Origin of the sequence: Enterococcus crotali, from assembly GCF_000633635.1 — a bacterium.
GTDB lineage: Bacteria > Bacillota > Bacilli > Lactobacillales > Enterococcaceae > Enterococcus_L > Enterococcus_L crotali.
Genome location: NZ_AYPQ01000002.1, coordinates 284,464 through 305,167, shown reverse-complemented (window position 1 = coordinate 305,167; position 20,704 = coordinate 284,464). Strand labels below are relative to the sequence as shown.

16 protein-coding genes and 1 pseudogene are annotated in these 20,704 nt (G+C 37.5%); 10 read left to right on the top strand and 7 right to left on the bottom strand.

Annotated elements, in window-relative coordinates; translation table 11 throughout:
* The first annotated feature begins 19 nt into the window (after window positions 1-19).
* Together V192_RS0106170 and V192_RS0106165 are read left to right on the top strand one after the other, a co-directional pair.
* A complete protein-coding gene (locus V192_RS0106170) occupies window positions 20-538 on the top strand; it encodes a sigma-70 family RNA polymerase sigma factor (RefSeq protein ID WP_025870024.1) in 519 nt (172 codons plus the stop codon).
* Complete coding sequence (locus V192_RS0106165) at window positions 535-1,599, top strand: DUF4179 domain-containing protein (RefSeq protein ID WP_025870022.1); 1,065 nt, start codon at window positions 535-537, stop codon at window positions 1,597-1,599. Before V192_RS0106170 ends, V192_RS0106165 begins: the two co-directional genes overlap by 4 nt.
* 102 nt (window positions 1,600-1,701) lie before the next feature.
* Here the strand turns inward: V192_RS0106165 and V192_RS0106160 are convergent, their stop codons facing one another.
* Window positions 1,702-2,088 (bottom strand): VOC family protein, encoded by a 387-nt coding sequence (locus V192_RS0106160; protein ID WP_025870019.1) that lies wholly within the window; start codon window positions 2,086-2,088, stop codon window positions 1,702-1,704.
* Window positions 2,089-2,409: 321 nt separating this feature from the next.
* Between V192_RS0106160 and V192_RS0106155 the strand changes: the two genes are divergently transcribed.
* Entirely contained in the window at window positions 2,410-2,640 is a 231-nt protein-coding gene (locus tag V192_RS0106155) for a hypothetical protein (protein WP_025870016.1), read from the top strand.
* Between the two features lie 323 nt (window positions 2,641-2,963).
* Window positions 2,964-5,456 carry a hypothetical protein gene (locus V192_RS0106150; RefSeq protein ID WP_029948148.1) on the top strand — a complete coding sequence of 831 codons (2,493 nt, stop codon included), beginning with the start codon at window positions 2,964-2,966 and terminating at the stop codon, window positions 5,454-5,456.
* 127 nt (window positions 5,457-5,583) lie between these two features.
* Here V192_RS0106150 and V192_RS19455 read toward each other — a convergent pair.
* The 3 genes and pseudogenes from V192_RS19455 to licT all read right to left on the bottom strand — a co-directional run bounded on the left by V192_RS19455 (window position 5,584) and on the right by licT (window position 9,940).
* Window positions 5,584-7,007, bottom strand: a pseudogene (locus V192_RS19455) (glycoside hydrolase family 1 protein).
* 44 nt (window positions 7,008-7,051) lie between these two features.
* On the bottom strand, window positions 7,052-8,950 hold the full coding sequence (locus V192_RS0106140) for a beta-glucoside-specific PTS transporter subunit IIABC (RefSeq protein ID WP_025870011.1): 1,899 nt from the start codon (window positions 8,948-8,950) through the stop codon (window positions 7,052-7,054).
* A gap of 141 nt (window positions 8,951-9,091) precedes the next feature.
* Window positions 9,092-9,940, bottom strand: coding sequence for a BglG family transcription antiterminator LicT (gene licT, locus V192_RS0106135; protein WP_025870009.1), 849 nt, complete (start codon window positions 9,938-9,940; stop codon window positions 9,092-9,094).
* 515 nt (window positions 9,941-10,455) lie between these two features.
* On the opposite strand from licT, the gene V192_RS0106130 reads away from it, so the two are divergent.
* On the top strand, window positions 10,456-11,163 hold the full coding sequence (locus tag V192_RS0106130; RefSeq protein WP_025870007.1) for a GntR family transcriptional regulator: 708 nt from the start codon (window positions 10,456-10,458) through the stop codon (window positions 11,161-11,163).
* A 73-nt stretch (window positions 11,164-11,236) separates the two neighbouring features.
* Here the strand turns inward: V192_RS0106130 and V192_RS0106125 are convergent, their stop codons facing one another.
* Window positions 11,237-12,436, bottom strand: a complete 1,200-nt coding sequence (locus V192_RS0106125; protein ID WP_025870005.1) for an enolase C-terminal domain-like protein — start codon at window positions 12,434-12,436, stop codon at window positions 11,237-11,239.
* Between the two features lie 294 nt (window positions 12,437-12,730).
* Here V192_RS0106125 and V192_RS0106120 point away from each other — a divergent pair, with 294 nt between their 5' ends.
* The 3 genes from V192_RS0106120 to V192_RS0106110 are packed head-to-tail and all read left to right on the top strand — an operon-like array spanning window position 12,731 to window position 16,226.
* Window positions 12,731-14,557 carry a glucose PTS transporter subunit IIA gene (locus V192_RS0106120; protein WP_025870002.1) on the top strand — a complete coding sequence of 609 codons (1,827 nt, stop codon included), beginning with the start codon at window positions 12,731-12,733 and terminating at the stop codon, window positions 14,555-14,557.
* A 21-nt stretch (window positions 14,558-14,578) separates the two neighbouring features.
* A complete protein-coding gene (locus V192_RS0106115; protein WP_025870000.1) occupies window positions 14,579-15,232 on the top strand; it encodes a bifunctional 2-keto-4-hydroxyglutarate aldolase/2-keto-3-deoxy-6-phosphogluconate aldolase in 654 nt (217 codons plus the stop codon).
* Window positions 15,225-16,226 (top strand): sugar kinase, encoded by a 1,002-nt coding sequence (locus V192_RS0106110; RefSeq protein ID WP_025869998.1) that lies wholly within the window; start codon window positions 15,225-15,227, stop codon window positions 16,224-16,226. The genes V192_RS0106115 and V192_RS0106110 overlap by 8 nt, the downstream gene beginning before the upstream one ends.
* A gap of 84 nt (window positions 16,227-16,310) precedes the next feature.
* Here V192_RS0106110 and V192_RS0106105 read toward each other — a convergent pair whose 3' ends face one another.
* Together V192_RS0106105 and V192_RS0106100 are read right to left on the bottom strand one after the other, a co-directional pair.
* Window positions 16,311-16,919, bottom strand: coding sequence for a hypothetical protein (locus V192_RS0106105; RefSeq protein ID WP_025869996.1), 609 nt, complete (start codon window positions 16,917-16,919; stop codon window positions 16,311-16,313).
* 93 nt (window positions 16,920-17,012) lie between these two features.
* Window positions 17,013-17,339, bottom strand: coding sequence for a winged helix-turn-helix transcriptional regulator (locus V192_RS0106100; RefSeq protein ID WP_025869994.1), 327 nt, complete (start codon window positions 17,337-17,339; stop codon window positions 17,013-17,015).
* A 359-nt stretch (window positions 17,340-17,698) separates the two neighbouring features.
* On the opposite strand from V192_RS0106100, the gene V192_RS0106095 reads away from it, so the two are divergent.
* Window positions 17,699-18,967, top strand: coding sequence for a RidA family protein (locus V192_RS0106095; RefSeq protein ID WP_025869992.1), 1,269 nt, complete (start codon window positions 17,699-17,701; stop codon window positions 18,965-18,967).
* Between the two features lie 334 nt (window positions 18,968-19,301).
* Window positions 19,302-20,690 (top strand): extracellular solute-binding protein, encoded by a 1,389-nt coding sequence (locus tag V192_RS0106090; protein ID WP_025869989.1) that lies wholly within the window; start codon window positions 19,302-19,304, stop codon window positions 20,688-20,690.
* Window positions 20,691-20,704: the final 14 nt, after the last annotated feature.

The following is a 20,704-nucleotide window of genomic DNA, read 5'->3' as shown; positions in this document are numbered from 1 at the left end:
GATGAAGGGAGTATTTTACTTGGCAAACGATGTGTTTTTAGTTAAAAAGGCTCAAAAGGGGAATCAAGAGGCATTTATTCAATTGATTCAAGAGTACGAAATAGTACTTTATAATATGGCTAGACGGTTTTTATCGAATGAACAAGATATAGCAGATGTACTGCAAGAAACGGTGATCACTGCGTACCAAAAAATGGATCAACTTAAAAATCCAAAATATTTCAATACTTGGATATGTCGAATAATGATCAATCACTGTAAGAAGTCATTGAACTTGGAACCCTCTTTTGATATAGAGGATTATCCATTTTTAGTTGATAGGCAAGAGACAGAGCATTTAGGAATGAATGACTTACTGCTTGGGCTAAAACCAATTTATCGGATTCCTCTTGTATTGTATTATTACAATGGTTTTTCGGTAAAGGAAATCAGTGAGATTTTAACTGAACCCACTGGAACGATCAAATCTCGTTTAGCTCGAGGGCGAGCATTATTGCAAAAAGAATATATTGGATCTGAAGGAGGAACAGTAAAATGAAAGATTTTGAAGAAGAGTTGAATAAGACAATGAAAGAAACTCAATCAGTCTCTCAAGAAGCTCGTCAAGCATTCGATACAGCATACCAAACAATCTCTCAAGAAAAGAAACACGTGCACCCTAAAAAGAAAAAAATTCTGCCATTCATTGTATTTGCAGCGATCCTCTTATTAGGACTTTCATTAGCCTTTACGCCAATTGGTAAAGCCGTAACTAATTTTTTGCACCTCGGACAATTCACCTCTAAGACGCTTCAAGATAAAGGCTTTGTCACGCAACAAAGTACAAAAGCAAAAAATGAAGAGATTGAAATCAAGCTAAATGAAGTTTATGCAGATCAAAATGAAATAGGTCTGCATTTTACGATCGAAGTTCCAAGAAAGTCAAAATTCACTGATAAAACGCTTGATAATTATGGGGTGAATTTTGCACTTAAAAATGGTGATGGCCGTTATCTGGTTGATTTGAAAAGTGGTTTGTCAGAATCACATGAGAATTTGAATCTGTTTCATTCAATTGTATCTGATTCTCATTTTGATCATAGCACAAATCAGTTAGAATTGACTTATCGACTTCGCGCAAGTGATGGGAATGTACCAGCATTGGAGAATGCAGTAATTGTCATTAATCGTTTAACTGCGATGTATCCTATGGATGATAGTCCAGGATCTCATGAAGGAAAAGAAGGGAAAATATTTGAAGAGCTTCAAGGTATGTGGGAATTGCCGATTGATACGTCGAAAATCAAGTCGTTTGATGCGCTTGATTTTGCTCCAACTGATCCTTCATGGTCAGAAATAGTGTCGGGGCTGGTGTATCCAAATTCGTTTGTGATGACAACGAGTGATAAGAGGTTTAATGAATTAGTCGATATAGATGATATCTGGCTGCAAGCTACAATCAATGGTCAAGAAGAGCGTTATTTGCTAAGAGAAATTAGCACGGATGAAAAAGATGGAAAACAGTATTATCAGGTGGTTTTTGATTACCCAGGATATGATCAAGCAGATTTGTTGCTACTTCATTATGGCAATACTGAGGTCGAATTTAAGCGTCAATAGTTTGTGTAAAAAGAAAAATCGGATGCTGCAAGCACTGACTTGAGCATTAAAATTAAATCTAATTTACCGCTTCCATACTAGATAAAGTAGGAAGCGGCTTTTCTATTTACCAGCAAACACTAACTGCCAAGTAATACCAAATTTATCAGTCAGCCACGTCACTTTTTTGAAAATGCCAGCAGCTTCAGGCCCCATCATGACTACGCCTTCAGCAGAAAGTGCTGAAAAAATGTGGTCAAATTCTTCTTCAGTATCCATTTCTACAAATAATGAGAGATTCCAACCAGAGGTAACAGGATTTTCAGGTCCCATTTCTAAAAAATAGAGTAATGGCCCATTTAAATCTAGTTGTCCATTCAAGACACGTTCAGGATACGCATCATAATAAGTAACAGATTGAATCGTAGTATGTGGAAAAACGTCAACATAAAAATCCATTTGCTTTTTAGCATGTTCTGTTACTGAAATAAATGTTATTGGTTGTTTCATTTTCTTCACTCTCCTTTAAGTATAAGATAACAAATTTTGGTTTGATTTCAATGGATATGCTTAAAAAAGTTGCTGCTCTACTACTTAATGTATTTCATTTGCTTCTTTGGTCTATCCTTTTATTGGAAAAACGAAAATTAATAATACGGTATCATAGTAGATGAACGATTATATGAAGTAAATAACATTTTTAGACAATTTTACATGCTAACAAACAATCTGATGTTTTTTCTTCTATAATTATTTTATTTTCTTAGACAGAATCAATAGCATTAGAAATGTTGTGAACGCTGTCTATGAATAAATATGGGGGGATATTAGTTGAGAAAAAAATTAATAGTTATTTTATTGTTAGTAGCTGTATTCTTATTTGGAAGAAACACATTATCTGTTATAAAAGCAAATGAAACTGTATCGCCAGAACCTCAAAAGGTAGCGGTGGACACAAAAACAGTGAGACAAAACAAGAACATAGTGTCTAATGATGCGTATATTGATGATCCAATCTCAAAAGGATGGACACCCTTGAAGAAATATGAGCTGGAAAGATAGTAACGCCGGAAGGTGCGGAATTAAGATACCAATTTGGTGGTTTTGGTCGAATAGGGGAGACGATTGTTGATGATCCTGGTGGTGTTCAACCAGTTGTACCCAACGTTTATTTATTTGATCCGGATGTAAGGGACCCACTGACCCCGGATGAGCCAGGGACTGCAGAAGAAATATCAGGACTTTTTGGTGCCGCCATTGGTGCACAGACGAGTAAACCGTTTAATTTTATATTTAAGAACGGAAGCTCTCCAGAATCTTTAACCTTAGGAGAACCTGAAAATGTTCGGTTGTATAAGAAGGTAGCTAATGGGAATACTTCTTACATGATGCAAACTGATTTAAAAACTAGTTACGAAGCTTCAACAAACGTAGCTATTGATTTTCTAGGACAAATCACAATGGAACCACATGAAGAAACTGGTTCCGTAAAAATAGATACTTATGTCAAAAATAACGACTCTCTAAATACGTTCGAGCAAGTTGCATTAGGATCAAGTTATGATACTTATCTTTATAAGAAGGATGACGTTCCGATTCGTTTATATGGTTCTCAAAAAGGACTACAAATTAGAATGTCGCGTGAAGAAGACAGGGATAACATGCCGGAAGGTAAGGTATATTTACTGAATTATATGTTTAAAACAGACACTCCTGTAGAGAATTGGAGAGGTGGACAATATGTTGACCAGTACGCGAATAGTTTTATAGAAGAGAAGTATAGAGGATTTCCCAATATAGATTCTCAAGGTGATGAACTCAATGGCAACGCAGCTGGTACAGTTGTTTATGAGGGTAGAGTAGACGGTGGAGATACTGCAATTAGAATGAAAACTCAGCCGATAGAAAATTTTACTAAAGGAACAGTTATTGGCTATAATTACAATATTGGTCTTAAAGCAATTAGTTTTGTCCCTTCCCTAGCATTAGATGAAAATGAGGGAGTATATAACAGAACAAAAGATACGGAACATCTCATCACTGGTCAGTGGGAGGATTCAGACAGCTCGACCTCTTATCTATATGCTTCAATTGATGGAGGACCAAAAAAAGAAGTTCAAAAGTTGCAGGCTTATGTAGCAGGTGCAGGAGGAGAAGTTAAATATGCTCTTCCGATTTCTGATCTTACGCCAAATGCTGATAAGAAACATACGATTAAACTTACCTTGATAGATAAGGATGATCCAGACAAGCAATCAGAGTCTGCAGTAAGTGAATATACACTCTATGAAGCGCAAGATCCTGTCATAAGTTTAAATAAAAACAGTGATCTATTAACTGGCAAAGACTATATTGTAACAGGAACCTTGAGTGACAGAGATGAGTTTAAACCAACACCTATTTATTATAAAAAATGGGATACCACAGAGTATAAACAGGCAACTGTTGTGCAGAGTGGTGAATCAACATTCTCTTTTGTCATACCAGCAAGTGAAATTCCAATGACAACAGGTGCCAATCATGTATTTGATATCTATGCAGCAAATAGATTCGGGCTTAAGTCTAACGTAGAAGGCCTTAAGCTATCCATGGATCAGAAAAAGCCTGTTTTTACGTTAGATTCAACTGTCAAAACCTTAATTGATGGTGCATCAGAATACGAACTAGCACTCTCAAGCTATGCTCATGTGGGGTTATATTATCCACTTGTATTGCTGTATCAAGTAGATGATAATGAGTGGAACACGCTGGAGCAAGAAATTGGCACAAAAACAGATACGTTAGATACTGTATCAGGGGCAGGTGATAAGTTTAAAATTCCAGCTTCTGAGTTGAGTTTTGGCACAAATCATACGGTTAAAATCAAGGTGAAGGACCGTTTTGGCGTAGAATCTGCTGATTCACAAGACGTTCAATTTATTATGCCTGGAAAACCAGCGTTAACATTAGAGAATCAACAGGGGCCATCGCTTGGCGAGACACAAGTTGTAAAAGGAACACTCAAGACAGAATACTTCCCAGTAAAATTCCAATATAAGATCGTGAAAAATGGGGAAGCAGGAGCGGTTTATCAAGAGGTTTCCGAAAAGGATGTTACAATCGATCAAACGACTGGTAAATTCAGTTTTTCAATCGCTGAAGCTTTATTACCAGCCGGTGCTAGTTACGATATTTTTGTAAAGGGATTAGATAAGTACAACCAAGAATCAGAAGAAGTTAGCTATCACTTAACAGAAGTTGTCCATTTTAAAGCAAAATTTGTCAATTCAGTAGGAGACACGATCCATCCAGATATCACGATTGATCGCGAACTAGGAACGAAAATTGATTTAGCTCTAGAAGAAGAAGTACAAGCAACTATAACGAAGTTAAAACAACAATACACACTGGTAGATTCTTCTGTACCAAAAGAATTAATAGATGTGAATAGTTCCACCGCTTTTTGGGAATATAAATTTACTGGACGTTTAACCTATGTATCCTCACCAGAAGCATTCGACTTTCGTTTACAGGTCGCATCTTACAAGAAGATACGTATCGACGACCCTGAAGTGATTGGACTGCCTTTGGTTGTATCAGATACTAGAGAAAGTAAACCAGGTTGGTCGCTAAATGTGAAGTTGACGGAGGAACTACTAAATGAGGATGGGAAAACACCTCTCAAAAATGCAGTCCGTTATAAGCATGGGAAGACAGAAACCATTTTAAATAGTCAGTCACTACCGGTTTTTCAAAATCTAGATACTGGTAAATACGATATTAGCAAGGATTGGAGTCCAGCAGGTGATGGACTTAAGTTGGAAATCGCACCTGGGGCAGTCAATGCTTTAGGAAAGTATCACGGTGAAATTCTATTTGAACTTAGCGAGACTCCATAAATTAGTAGAAAAAGTTTTGGTCTTAGTATATAAAAACTGTGTAGATACTGCTTCTAAGCTATTGTAGCTTAGTACAGTACTTACACAGTTTTTATTTGCCATTAATTAAGTCAAGCAATCAATTGATTCAAGCAAGATTTCCCCCATTTGATGCAATTACTTGCTTATACCAATGGAATGATTTCTTGGGTCTTCTATCAAGCGATCCATTGCCGTCATCATCGCGATCTACATAGATAAACCCATAACGTTTACTCATTTCACCAGTCCCAGCACTGATTAGATCAATACAACCCCAAGGCGTATACCCAATCAAATCAACCCCATCATCAATCGCTTTTTCCATTTCAATAATATGGTGTTTGAAGTAATCGATCCGGTAATCATCATTGATCGATCCGTCCGCTTCCACTTCATCAAAGGCGCCAAGGCCATTTTCTACGACCATCAACGGCACTTCATAACGAGAATAGATTTGATTTAATGTATAACGCAGACCCACAGGATCGATTTGCCAACCCCAATCACTGGTTTCAAGATACTCATTTGAGACACCGCCAAACAGATTTCCACCCGTTTTATCATCACGTGACTCTAAATCATCAGTGATACACGTTGTCATGTAATAGCTAAACGTGTAATAATCTACAGTTCCAGCTTTGAGTAACGCTTTATCTTCTTCTGTGATTTCTACCTGAATATTATTTTTTTCAAAATAACGTTTCATGAAATAAGGATATTTTCCTTTGACTTGAACATCACCACAGAAAAAGTTGAATTTTTCATTGATTTGTTGTGTTTTCAACACATCTTCTGGTCGACAAGTTTTTGGATACATGGTGATATAGCTAACATACAGCCGATTTTAAAGTCTGGATTGATTTTATGTCCGGCAACAACTGCGCGAGCTGAAGCCAGAAAAACGTTGTGTAAGGCTTGATATTGTTCAGTTTCAGTATAATCTCGATTGAATAAACCGTTGATTCGTTTGCCATGATCCATTGTCCCGAAGTTGATTTCATTGAACGTTAGCCAATAGTTTACTTTATCTTTATAGCGTTCAAACAGAGTTGTCGCGTAATTTTCGTAAAAGCCAATCGTTCGTTTATCTAAAAAGCCATCATATTTTTTTCCTAAGCTAAAAGGCATTTCAAAATGGGAAATCGTGACAAGTGGTTCGATCCCATATTTAGCGAGCTCATCAAAAACATCATCATAAAACTGTAACCCTGCTTCATTAGGTGTTGCTTCATCTCCATTCGGAAAAATTCGTGACCAAGCAATCGACATTCGGTACACTTTAAAGCCCATTTCTGCGAATAAGGCGATATCTTCTTTATAGCGATGGTAAGAATCGATCCCTGTATGGCTAGGGTAGTAATATTGGTCTGTATCGATTTCTAAATCGAATGTCCGATGTGTATTGGCTGTTCGACTTCCAGCCCGATTATGATCGCAAATAGAATCTCCTTTGCCATCTACGTTCCATGCTCCTTCGCATTGGTTAGCAGCTGTTGCGCCGCCCCATAAAAAATTCTTTGGAAAACTCATATTCTTTTACTCCTTTATAAACTAAATTGAGATAGCTGTAAAAATTAATTTGAAATAATCGCAGTGATCAGAACATCCCCTTGTTTAACTGAAGATTCAGAGGTTGAAATGACATCGGCGTAATCAGGCGTATTTGTAACGATGATCGGTATTTGTGTATTATAACCCGCCGCTTCGATTGCATCGATATCAAACGTAACTAGTTTATCGCCTTTTTTCACTTTAGCATTTTGTTCAACAAAGGATTCAAATCCTTCCCCTTCTAACTGAACGGTATCGATGCCAATATGGATCAACAGCTCTGTTCCATTATCTGAGATCAGACCAATGGCATGTTTGGTAGGAAACAGCGTCATGACAGTCCCATCAAACGGTGCTACGATCTCACCGATAGTAGGCTCGACTACAATACCTTTACCCATGATTCCTTCTGAAAATGCAGCATCTCTAGCTTCGCTCAATGGAAGAACTTTCCCAGTTACAGGAGCAAGAACGGTATCTTTTGTTAATTTCTTTTTTTGCCCAGTTGCGGCAAGTTTTGCTTCTTCTTTTGATAATTGAATCGTTGGTTCATCATCTTTAAATCCTAAAGCCCAAGCTATTGCAAAACCAGCTGCTAGAGCACACGCATCCAAAATCATTGCGTAAATCGCAAACTTAACATCGCCATCTGGTGAGATAGAACTTGGATAGCGGAATATTCCTAAGCCACCCATTTGATAGCCCTGCATACCTAAGCCCATAGCGATGGCGCCGGTAACACCCCCAACAATACAAGATGCCCAGAAAGGTTTTTTTCTAGGTAAAGTGATACCGTAAATAGCCGGTTCAGTTACACCGAAGATACCTGAAATAAAAGCAGGGATCGATAATTCTTTTAATTTTGCATTTTTAGTTTTCAACATGACCGCTAATACCGCACCCGTTTGTGCAAAACTCACACTACCTGATGGTGTTAATAAGGATGTTGGGTCACCTTGAGATAACGCGATAATGGCAAATGGAATAAGTGCCCAATGGAGACCAAACATAACAAGAATTTGCCAAGAGAAACCAAGAATAGCACCGAATAAAATTGGGCTGAAACTTTGAACAGAAAGTAAGCCATTTCCTAAAGCGTCAGAAACGGTATTCATGATTGGACCGATAACTAAGAAGGTTAAAGGAATCGTTACAAGCGCTGTTAAAAATGGAACAATAAATAACTTAATAACGTCAGGAATAACTTTTCTTAACTGCTTTTCTAAAAAGGCAGCAAAAGCCACCGCTGCAATAATCGGCATAACCGTAGAACCATAACCAGCAGGCGGAATAGAGAATGGAATACCAAAGAAATTAAGCCCTCCTGTTTCAGCAAACTGAGCAGTAGCTGCACCTTCTAAAAATCCAGGATAGACTAAACTTGATGCAATCAACATTCCAAGGAAGGGTGAGCCGCCAAATTTCTTCATTGCTGTGTAACCAATAAAGATTGGCAAGAATTTGAATAATCCGTCACCCATCGCATTAAAAATAGCTGATGTTGATGACTCCGCAAAGCCAGCCCCTAAAGCGAAAATTAAAATGGCATTAACCCCTTTTAACATACCGGCTGCAGACAGTGGCGCTAAAATCGGTTGGAAAATAGAGGAAATCATATCAACAAATTGATCAAATAAATTCCCTTTTGGCCCTGACTCAGTCGGAGCTTCTAGCACACCTAATACAGCATCCACATCTTTGCGAACATCAGGCACATGATTTCCGATCACGACTTGATATTGTCCACCTGCTTGCATGACTGTCACAACACCGTCCATATTTTTTAAGACTTCGGTGTTTGCCTTACTTTCATCTTTCAATTTAAAACGAAGTCGTGTGATACAGTTGGTTAAAGAATTGACGTTTTCTTTGCCTCCAACTTCTTTGACAATTTTTTTTGCAAGTTCTTCATATTTACCCATTTTTGTTCCTCCAAATGTTAAATTATTTTTTATTCAGAGGTCTCGCCAACTTAATGTCACGATCCAGTGCCTTTCCACAGGCAATTGATTTCCTACGCTCCTTTTCGGTATATAATTTAGATTAAGAGAAAATCTCTCTAATTAACTTGTTTTATCGATGATACGAGCTAAGTGGATGGTGATGTACACTTGTTCATCTTTAGACATTGTATAGTTGCGTCGACTTTTTAACAGTTCAGCGACTTTTTTTGTTGCTTCAAAAGCTTCTGGATATTGTTTGGTAACGAGTGTGAATAATTCATTTTCAACTTGGTTTTCAGAGATTGTCGCAGTGTTATTTTTCAACATTCGTTCAGTGAAAAATTTTAAATGTGTGATAAACCGTTGAAAGTAAATATCGTTTTCAGCAAAATTGATTCGGAGTGTATATTTAATGACCGTTAATATTTCTTCGATCAATTGCGTCAGACTGATCGCATCTTCATGATTGCTATCAAGTTGAGCGTTGGTGATATGCAAGGCTAGAAACCCAGCTTCATCATCAGTTAACGCTACATTCAATTGCTGGTTGACCATTTGGATAGCCGAACGTGCTATGTCTAATTCGATTGGGAAAAAACGCTTGATATCCCACAATAAAAAATTTTTGACTTGAATATTTTTCTTCGCTCGTTGGATAGAGGAATGTAAGTGATCGGCAATTGCTATAAAAGACGATTCATTCAATTCTTTATTTAAAGTATCTTTAGCGTGAGATAAAATTCTATAAGAAATTTCAATGATTTCCTCAGGGATTTCTGCAAAAAGTTGTTCGATTTGTTCAGTTTCAACTTGGTTTTCAAGTTTAAACACCTTCTCGATTTTAGCCCCATCCACTTCTGAACCAGCCTTCATCTGAAAGCCCAACCCATTGCCCATCAGAATCACTTCTTCATTATCCTCATTTAGAACAATGACCACATTATTATTTAAAATTTTTAGAATTTCCAAAATGATCGACCTCCGTTTAACTTGACGAAAGAGATTGAGAATAGAAAAAAGCCCAAACAAGACCCTATAAAGGTGTTGTTCAGGTTTAGCTTAACTTAATAATCACTATCCATTTAACAAAGCAAATATACACTATAAAGAAAGCGCTGTCAATGTTTTTTGGAGAAATCATCATTTAGCAGGTGGAAAAATGGGTCAAGACAATAGATGAAAATAGTAAGCTATAACTGTTACTATTATTTTAGGCGCACTCTCTTTTAACCAAACCTTCAAGGATCGTCGTTCCTGTGTAGTAAAGTAGGACTAAAACGATAAAAACATATCTTTGTGGTATCATTTTCTTTTAGCCATTTCTAAACGTATGTATAGAGTATCAGTGTAACTATTTAGTTTGAGTTACTGTTTTTGTATATGTTAGAGGAATATGATTTTTGCAAGAAACAAAATTTATTCATTAACTTCTTAAGGGAATCAAGGTATAGTTAAGGGAGAATAATCGAGTGAAGGAGAGTCTCATGAAAAAACGGGAATTCATTGTTCAGGATTTGCTGAGTAAAATCTATCAAGAAGAATTTAAAGACGGCAAGTTACCTAATCAGAGAAAGCTTGCAGAAATTTATAGTGTCTCACGCTTTACGATCCAACAAGCGGTGAAAAACTTGGAAGAAATCGGTATTGTAAGAGTGATCCAAGGTTCTGGGATTTTCGTTCATGAAAAATGGCGAAATAATCCGTTGATTTTCAATTCACTGACCAAAACACCCTATGATCGAATTGGATCAAAAATGATTGAGTTGAAAAAAGCACCAGCTACATTAGAAGAGCAAAAAATATTTCAAGTTAGTGAGTTGGAAGAGATTTGGACTTTTGAGCGAATTCGAATCGTGAATTATAAAATCGAGCAGCTAGAGATTTCTAAATTGCCGGTTTCAATGTTTCCAGACCTAAGCCAACAAGTGGTGGAGCATTCCATTCAAAACTATGTGGAAAAGAAAGGCTATCGTATTTCCCACTACATTACGAGCTACGATCCAATCACGACCTCAAAGGAACAGTCTCAGCTATTGTTATGTAAAAGGGGAACACCTGCCATGCAGATCACCAACCGTGCAATCTTGGAAGATGGCCAAGTGTTTGAATATAGCAGTATTATTGCAATTGATTATTCTGTGACCTATATTCGACCATTCGATCGAGAAATTCATCGTTCTAGAATAGATTAAATAAAAAACGACTAGGGTTCTTTTGCCCAGCAATCAGGTTGCTGACGGTAAAGAAGCTAGTCGTTTTTTCTAGTTATGGTGTCACGATCGTGCCATCGGGTGTTCTACTTTGTGTCCATTCATGGGGACGATAAACAACGGGGTATTCTTTTGCACGTTCTTCATCAAAAGTCACACCGATCCCACTTTGTTCGATCGGATAAAAGAAGCCTTTTTCTGGAGTTGGAATATTACCAAAAAGTGTCGTTGTATTCTTGGGAATATCGATATTTTCTTGAATAGCTGCATTGTGTAAATGAATATTCAAATGCGTGTTCACAGCAAGACCAACAGGTGTAATATCAGAAGGCGTATGCCAGGCGATACGAATCCCCATTGCTTCACAGTAGTGTGCAAGTTTCAAGGCAGGTGTGATCCCACCAATTTGGGAAACGTGTGCTCGCATAAAATCGATTTGGCGATTGCGAACAAGTTCTTTCCACTCCATAGGATTATTGAATAATTCACCTGTAGCGATCGGTGTGGCTGATTGACTGCGTAATTGCGCTAACCATTCGTTTTGATTAGGAGGTAAAATATCCTCTAAAAAGAAAAGATTATACTTCTCTGAGGCTTTCGCAAATTGAATGGCTTGATTAGGATGCAGACGTTCATGAACATCATGCAGCATTTGGAAACGACTGCCATACTTCTTTTTGATGCTTTCAAACATGCTTAATGTTGTTTGCATATATTCTTCTTGGTCGAAATAAGAACCACTGATCGGCTGATTTGGTGTTTGCAGATTTTCAGGGGTACCGCCATAAAAACCTAGTTGACACCGAATATAGCGATAGCCCTCATCAAGATATTTATCGATTTCACCAAATAAATCATCTAGATTATCTGCCACCGCATGAGTATAAGCTGGAATAGCTGTTCGAGATTTTCCGCCTAATAATTGATAGAGAGGCATATCAGCTATCTTTCCTTTAATATCCCATAACGCCATGTCTACACCAGATATCGCATTATTTGTGATGGGGCCATTCCGCCAATAAGAATTCACGTTCATAACTTGCCAAATATCCTCGATTTGATTGGCATCTCTTCCTATCAGAAGTGGTTTCAAATACTCTTCAACAACAGTTTGGACTGCTAAAGGCCGAAACTGAAAAGTTCCACAGCCAATGCCGGAAATCCCCTTGTCCGTTTCGACTTTAACGACAAGTAGATTATGTCTGTCTGGTTTAATAGCAAAACTTTTTATATCGGTAATGATCGTTGGTGTCATTTTCTTCACTCCAATTTCTATTGATACAGTTTAATTCTACGTTTATTGAAACACGTTAATAGAGCAGTGTCAATTTGGTCTGAAAAAAATGAATTAAACGATATAAAACCAGTCCAATTTTTGGTTATTATAATTTAGAACGTTGTTATTAAGCTGTTCTTATTAGTTTTTATATAAAAAGGACTGGTTTTACAAGAGTGTTTTTCCATGCTACTATGTTGGTGAAAACGGAAACAAGAATACTCATTCAGATAAACGAGTGGAAAAGCATGTTCCGAACAAGGAGGACAAAAAATGAAGCACGAAGAAATAGCAAAGCAAATTATTGAAGATGTTGGCGGAGCAGGAAATATCAATAATGTTTGGCACTGTATGACTAGATTACGATTTAATTTGAAGGATGAAAAGAAAGTTGATTATTCAGCATTGGAGAAGCTTTCCAAAGTCGTTGGTACGAAATATCAAAGCGATCAATTACAAGTCGTCATCGGCACAGACGTTGCAGATTACTTTGCACCAATTGCTAAAGAACTGGGCTTAGATGAAAATAGTCAACAAGGGGAAACTGAGAAAAAAGGACTTGTTTCAGTCTTTATGGATACTGTTTCAGGCGTTTTTGGTCCAATTGTTCCAGCAATCGCCGGAGCCGGGATGATCAAAGGCTTGATGGCGGGATTAGTTGCATTGAATGTGATATCCAATCAAACGGATACGTATTTAATCATCGACATGGTAGCAAGTGGTGTATTTACGTTTCTACCATTCTTCGTAGCCGCATCAGCAGCAAGGATTTTTAAAACGAATCAGTATTTGGCGATTGCGATTGCAGCAATTTTACAATTTCCGACGATGACAGCAGCAGTTGCTGAAGGCAAGATTTCAGCGTTTCAGCTATTTGGGGTTGTGCCAGTTCCAGTCTTTAATTATGCTGGTACCGTTATTCCCATTATCTTTGCTGTATTGGCTTTGAGTTATATTTATCGTTGGGTAGATAACGTGTTACCACAAATATTACGGACAGTCTTCACACCAACTATTTCATTGTTTGTTGCAGGATTACTAACGTTAACGGTAATCGGTCCAATCAGTATTCATTTAGGAAATCTATTGGCAGCAGGAGTTGCTTGGCTATTCTCGATTTCACCAGTTTTAGCAGGAATCGTCGTGGGGGCGATTCGTCCAATTGCCATTTTTACTGGTTTACATCATGCGATGACACCAATTGCGTTACAGAATTTTGCTAATCAAGGCTATGATATGTTGATGCCGATGATGTTTATGGCGAATATGGCGATCACTGGGGCGACTGCGGCCATTTATACAAAAGTCAAAACGAAAGAAGAAAAATCTTTGGTATTGTCTTCTGCTGTTTCTGGTCTTTTAGGAATCACCGAACCGGCACTTTTCGGGATTTTGTCTAAATATAAAAAAGCCTTTATCGCGGCAACAATCGGTAGTTCTGTAGCGTCAGCTTTTATTAGTTTCTTCGGCGTTCGTATATATGGCTATATCTTATCTAGTATTTTTAGTTTACCAGCTTATATTGGACAATATTTCATTTTTGCGGTTTTAGGAATGTTGATTGCTCTTATTTTGTCATTTACTATTTGTTATTTTATGGTGCCAAAACAAGAAGAGGAAGACGATGTGTTAACCAATGAAGTCGATCTTCATGCGATTTCTAAAGGAAATTATATTCCTTTGGAAAACGTGCCGGATGAAGTATTTTCAACAAAAATGATGGGAGATGGATTTGCAATTGATTCGATCGATGGGACTATTTTTTCACCTGTCAGCGGCACAGTTACAACAATATTCCCTTCAAAACATGCAATTGGAATCAAAACGGCTAATGGAATCGAAGTCCTTGTTCATATGGGGATAGATACAGTTTCTTTAGGTGGCAAAGGCTTTGAGCTTTTTGTAAACGTTGGCGACAAAGTATCTGCTGACACTAAAATCGCTCAAATGGATCTTGAGTATATTCGTAGCCAAGGAAAAGAAACCATGATCATTGTTGTGATCACCAATATGGATCGTATCGTAACATTATCAGGTTTAAAAGATCTGGAAGGTCAGCATCAAGCAGGAGCATTACTCGAAAGAGCTCAGCTTAGCTAATGAAAAGGATGGGATAAACGGATGAAACGAATGGATGTATTAAGACGCTTAGAGAATGCTGGAGTGATTGCAGTAGTTCGTGGAAAAGACCAAGAAGAAGCGATTAAAGCCACTCAAGCAATCATCAAAGGTGGATTAAAAGGAATAGAAGTGACCTTTACTGTGCCGAATGCGCAAGCGGTGATTCAAGAATTGATTGAAGCTTATCAAGGGCAAGACATTGTGATCGGTGCAGGAACCGTGTTGGATGTAGTGACCGCCCGTTTGGCAATCATGGCAGGTGCAGAATTTGTAGTTAGCCCAAGTTTTGATCAAGAAACAGCCGAGCTGTGTAATATGTATCAAATTCCTTATTTACCAGGATGTATGACGATCACAGAAATGCAAGCAGCATTGAAAAGTGGAGCAGATATCATCAAATTATTTCCAGGTAATAGTAGTGGTCCAAGTATGGTGTCCGCTGTTAAAGCCCCATTACCTTATATTAATTTAATGCCAACAGGCGGCGTGAGTTTGGACAATATGGCGACGTGGTTTGATGCTGGCGTTGTCGCAGTTGGTGTTGGTGGCAATCTACTGGCACCAGCGTCGGAGGGAAACTTCACGAAGGTTACAGAAATTGCTAAACAATATGCGGCAAAATTAATGGAGATCAGAGGACTGGAAAATGGCTAAGATCCTTTGTCTGGGTGAGATCATGATGCGTTTGTCAACTGATCCAGGAATTCGGCTGAATCACACGAAGCAATTAGATGTTTATTATGGTGGCGGTGAAGCAAATGTGGCCATTTCACTGGCTAATTACGGGCATCAGGTACAGTTTGCTAGCAAAGTTTCAGACAATGGCTTTGGACAAGCAGCTGAAAAACATTTAAATAGTTACGGAGTTTCAACGGATTATTTATTCAAAGAGCAAGGTCGTTTAGGCGCTTATTATGTGGAGCAAGGAATCGGTCAAAAAGCTACAAGCGTGGTCTATGATCGACAAGGATCAGTGTTTGCTATGATGCATGAATTAGACTGGAATAGTTCGAAGTTGTTTGAAGGAATAGACATCTTCCATATTTCTGGCATTACGCCTGCACTTTCTAAACAGTGGCAGGAATTCACAATCAAATTAGTGAAGGCCGCTAAAAGTAACGGGTGTAAAATTAGCTTTGATTGTAACTATCGGCAAAACCTTTGGAGTCAAAAAGTAGCAGGTGATTTTCTGTTGGAAGTTCTGAAATATGTTGATTATTGTTCGGCAGGAAAATTAGATGCTATTCATTTGCTAGGAATTCATGAGAAGTCAGCCGACACAGATATTACCTATTACTATCAACAAATGAGTACGATGTTTCCAAAAATAGAAGCTTTTTACTCAACTAATCGAAGGATTCATTCAACTAGTTGTAATGAGTTGCAAGGAACTTTCTGGTTTAATGAAACATGTTATACGTCAAAAAATTATACGATCGATCCTATCGTTGATCGAATTGGCGGTGGAGATGCTTATAGTGGCGGGCTGTTGCATGGTTTACTTATGCAAAATTCACCACAAGAAATTGTTGAGTTTGCAACAGCCGCCTCGGTGTTGAAACACATGATCAAAGGCGACTGTAATCAATATAGTGAATCAGAAGTACTGAAATTTCTTGAACAAGACACTGCGAAAATCAATCGATAAAATCAAATAGAGCAAAGTGCGCATAAGAAACCCGTAAAGTTCCTTTGATTGAAAAAGGATTTTACGGGTTTTATAAGATCGTATTCAGTCTGATTTTGTAACCTTTAAATCTTTGAAGAAAGCTTCGGTACCAATATCAACAAAGAAACCGATTCCGCCTCTAGCATCAGCACCGTGTTTCATATTTTCTACTACTAAAATAGGTTCTTCCTCGTTGTTTAAATAAAATACTCCTTTAGCGCCATCGATCACAGCTTTCAAGCTGATCCATTCATCCAATCCAATATCAGCCGGTCCCTCAAAATCAGTAATACCAAGATTTCGGAAATAGTCAAACGTGTATTTAGGATAGGAAAAATATTGAACGCCGCGATTTTTTCTGACAGGATCGTCAATCCGGCCGTTTGTAGGTCTTACATAGAAAGATTCAAATTTTGTATCATCATCATTGATTCGAAATGCAATGCCAATGAATCCTCGTGCAAACTCTGGGGCATCGGGTAATAATCGGCTTAACATCTTCACTTCGATTGTCCCGTTATGAAATGTTGAACTGATTAGTTTTGCATAGGTGTTCTCATCAAATTGCATCAATTTGTCTTTTTTCACTACTCTTAAAACAGCTTCACCGTTCAATGTGGTGTGCTCGACCGTAGTATGCACTGCTTCAATTGGTGTTGTCTCACTATTCATTTACAAAATCCTCCTTAGTAGTTGTTGCTCTCTTTATTAAAAAGTATAGACAATTTTTTGGGAAATGTTAAGTAGGCACTAATTTGTAACTATCTAGCTAAGCTGCTGTTTATAAAATGCTCCCCATTGTCTCATCGATTCAATCACAGGTAACAAACTTTCTCCCAATGGTGTTAATTGATACTCAACGTGAGGTGGCACTTTTTCGAAATCGATTCGTTCCACAATGCCGTCCAGTATCATTGAATTAAGGCTTTCAGTCAATACCTTTTGAGAAATTCCTGACAATGACCGTTTTAATTCAGAATTTCTTTTAGCGCCTGTGATCAGATCGCGAATAATTAATGTTTTCCACTTGCTGCCAATCAATTGAACCGTCGTTGCCACGTCACAAAGCGGCATTTCTTCTTTTTTTATCATTCAAAAGTTGCTCCTAACTGTTGAAAATGAGCCAGTGTTTAGAAGTGGCTCTTGTATAGAAGAATTGTTACATGTTTAAAGTTGAAAATCAACCTAGATCATTATAGGAATGAGGAGGATAGTTCTGTAAATTTCAAAATATATCATTGAAATGTTAGCGCTATTATTGTAGACTGGAATAAGTGATATAATTTTTGTCAATTTGTCATGATTTTCATGATGATAGCAGGATAGTAAAAAACGATACATCCACGGAGAGTAGTTTTGATTTAATATTAAATTGAAAGCGTTAACACTTTTTTGATGAGTAGTTTGTTTTTTTATTTGAATGTACTAAAAAGAAAAGAGGAATAGAAAATATGAGCAATGATAACACAGTATTATCCAGAAACACAGAACAGGCACCGCAAGATACCCACTCGTCACAAACTGTCGCTTTTTCTCATTACAATAACTTTTCAGCCCAATTACCGCTTGATCCAGCATCTGGAAAATTAGTTGCTGGTGGTATCAAAGAGCAAGCAGAACAATGTTTTAAAAATATCAAAGCAATTGTAGATAGTATTGATCATGTGATGAGTGACATTGTGAGAATCACTGTCTTTGTCAAGAACATTAAAGATGTGGATGCGGTAGATGAAGTGTCTACGTCATTTTTTACAAGCTACTACCCATCAAGAACAGTTGTTGCAGTAGATGCCTTACCAATGGATGCTTTGGTACAAATCGAAGCCTTGGTTTCAAACGGTGAAGGCACGATTCCAAATGCACCCCAAGCAGGTGACTTGATAAAGCTGACAAATAACACGTTAAACGCACCAAGTAGCTCATTATCAACACAAACTGTGTCATTTTCTCATTACAATAATTTATCCGCTCAATTACCGATCGATCCAAAAACAGGTAGAGTAATAGCAGGTTGTGTGAAAAAACAAACGGGACAGTGCTTAAAAAATATCAAAGCCATTTTAGAAAGTATCGATGTTCCGTTGGATGATATCGTTAAGATCAATATCTTCTTGAAAGATCTATCGAAAATCGATGCTGTGAACAAGGTCTACACAACCTTTTTCCCAGATTCAGCAATTGCTCGAACAGTAGGGTATCTTCCAGCACGGACAGTTGTTGCTGTAGCAGACCTACCAATGGGTGCTGACGTACAAATTGAAGCTGTGGTATCACATGGAGATGGTACACCACCACAAGCAATTGAAGATCGACACGGATTGATTATCGAAGCAAATAATACTGAACAAGCGCCGAAATGTCCGTTTTCAACTCAAACCGTTGCGTTTTCACATTATAATAATATTTCAGCCCAATTACCAATTGATCCAAAAACCAATGAAATGGTAGCGGGCGGGATCAAAGAGCAAGCCGGACAGTGCTTAGAAAATATTAAAGCGATCATCGAAAGCGTTGATCATGTGCTAGCCGATGTAGTGAAGGTCAATATTTTTGTGAAAAATATTGCTGATATGGCTGTTGTGGATGAAGTTTACGCACGATTTTTCCCAGATGGAGTACCGGCTAGAAGAGTAGTTGGTGTGTCAGCCTTGCCGAAAGATGCGTTGATTCAAATCGATGCCATTGTTGGGAATGCCGAAGGAACACCGCCAATTGTTTAGAAAAAATAAAAGATGAAGAACAAACCTGCGCTGAATTGAATTAACCCGTCATGTAGATTTAAATACACATGACGGATTAGTATAGTCTAGACAGTGCTTCATTACTATATTTGTTAAATTTAAAAGGGTCTTGTATATAACGCTTGTCGTTATATACAAGACCCTGTTTTTTTCTTGATAAGAACTTTTTCCAAAAGTAAAATATCTCATTTTTTTGAGATAGTACAAGAAAATGTATAGAAAAAAAAATTATGAAAACGTTGACAAAATTTAGTTTAACGTTAAACTGTTTTTGTGGTTTAACGTTAAACTAAATTTAAGGAGGAATCAAGTTATGAAGAAGCGCAAAGTTTTTGCAACATTGATCACTTTATTGATGGTCGGAGGATTGGCAGCTTGTGGGAATGGTAAGAGTAGTGAAAAATCAAGTGGCACGGTCGATACCAAAGAAGATAAAGGAATGGAAGTTCTTGGCGAAAAAGTCTCATTTGATCCTAACAAACTAGTAAATGACGGTAAAACTATTGATATTGAATATTGGACATGGAATGAAGGCGATCCGGCAATCACTATGGCAAAAGAATATGAAAAGATTTATCCTAATGTCAAAATCAAAGTTGTTAATCATCCTTGGGAAGATTATTGGACAAAGCTTCCGTTAGCATTGAAAGGGAAAAATGGTCCAGCAATTTTTAATATTCATAATTCACAAAATGATATTTTAATGCCTTATTTAGCCCCCTACGATATTGCGACAGATGATTTAACGGCAGATTTTACCTCAGTTGAACCTCATATTTCGGATGGAAAAGTTTATTATATCGACAGTATGATCAATACTGGAAATATCTATTACAATAAAACTCTTTGGAAAGAAGCTGGGTTAACGGAGGCTGATATTCCAAAGACATGGAAACAATTTGAAGAAGTTGCTAAAAAATTAACGAAAAAAGACGGCGATAAAATTACTCAAGCTGGATTTAACTGGAATGGGGAAACGTATAGCGCATTATATCAAGGATTAAACTATCAAAAAGGAGAACTATTATTTAAAGATAATGGGAAAATGGTCAACTATGATAATGCAGTGACCAAAGAAAACTTACAATTCTTAATTGATCTCTATGAAAAAGAGGGTGTGGGTTCAAAAGACTTTGGTGCTGAATCGTCTCAAAGTTTTGGGAACGGTCAAAGTGCGATGGTTTATAAATGGGGATGGTATCTAAATGAACTAGATACCAACTATCCAGATATCGACTACGGTGTATTTGCGACACCAACACCAACAGAAGATGTCCCTTTTGCTTATGATCGTTTTAATGGAGAAAGTACACCTGGAGTTAATAAAAACCAAACGGATGAACAACAAGCCGTAGCACAAGATTTTTTAAGATATTGTTTAGCAAATGATGAATACTCTAAGAAAGGCTCACTATCATTGGCGTCATTCCCTACTAAGAAATCATTAGCAAATGATAAAGAAATTCTTGCTAATCCAGTGTTGAAAGCGATTGCTCCTCGTGTGGATCGTTTGATCTGGCCAGGACCATTTCCAGCAACAATAGAGTCAACAGGAACAGAAACGATGGAAGATGTCTTATTTAATGGAAAAGAGTTGTCATCAGCTGTTAAGGATGGCCAACAAAAGATGGAAAAAGATATGAAAGATACTGATTTTACTTCATTGGAAGATAGTTATACTTTCATAAAAGAAGCAAAATAGAAGTTAAAAACGAA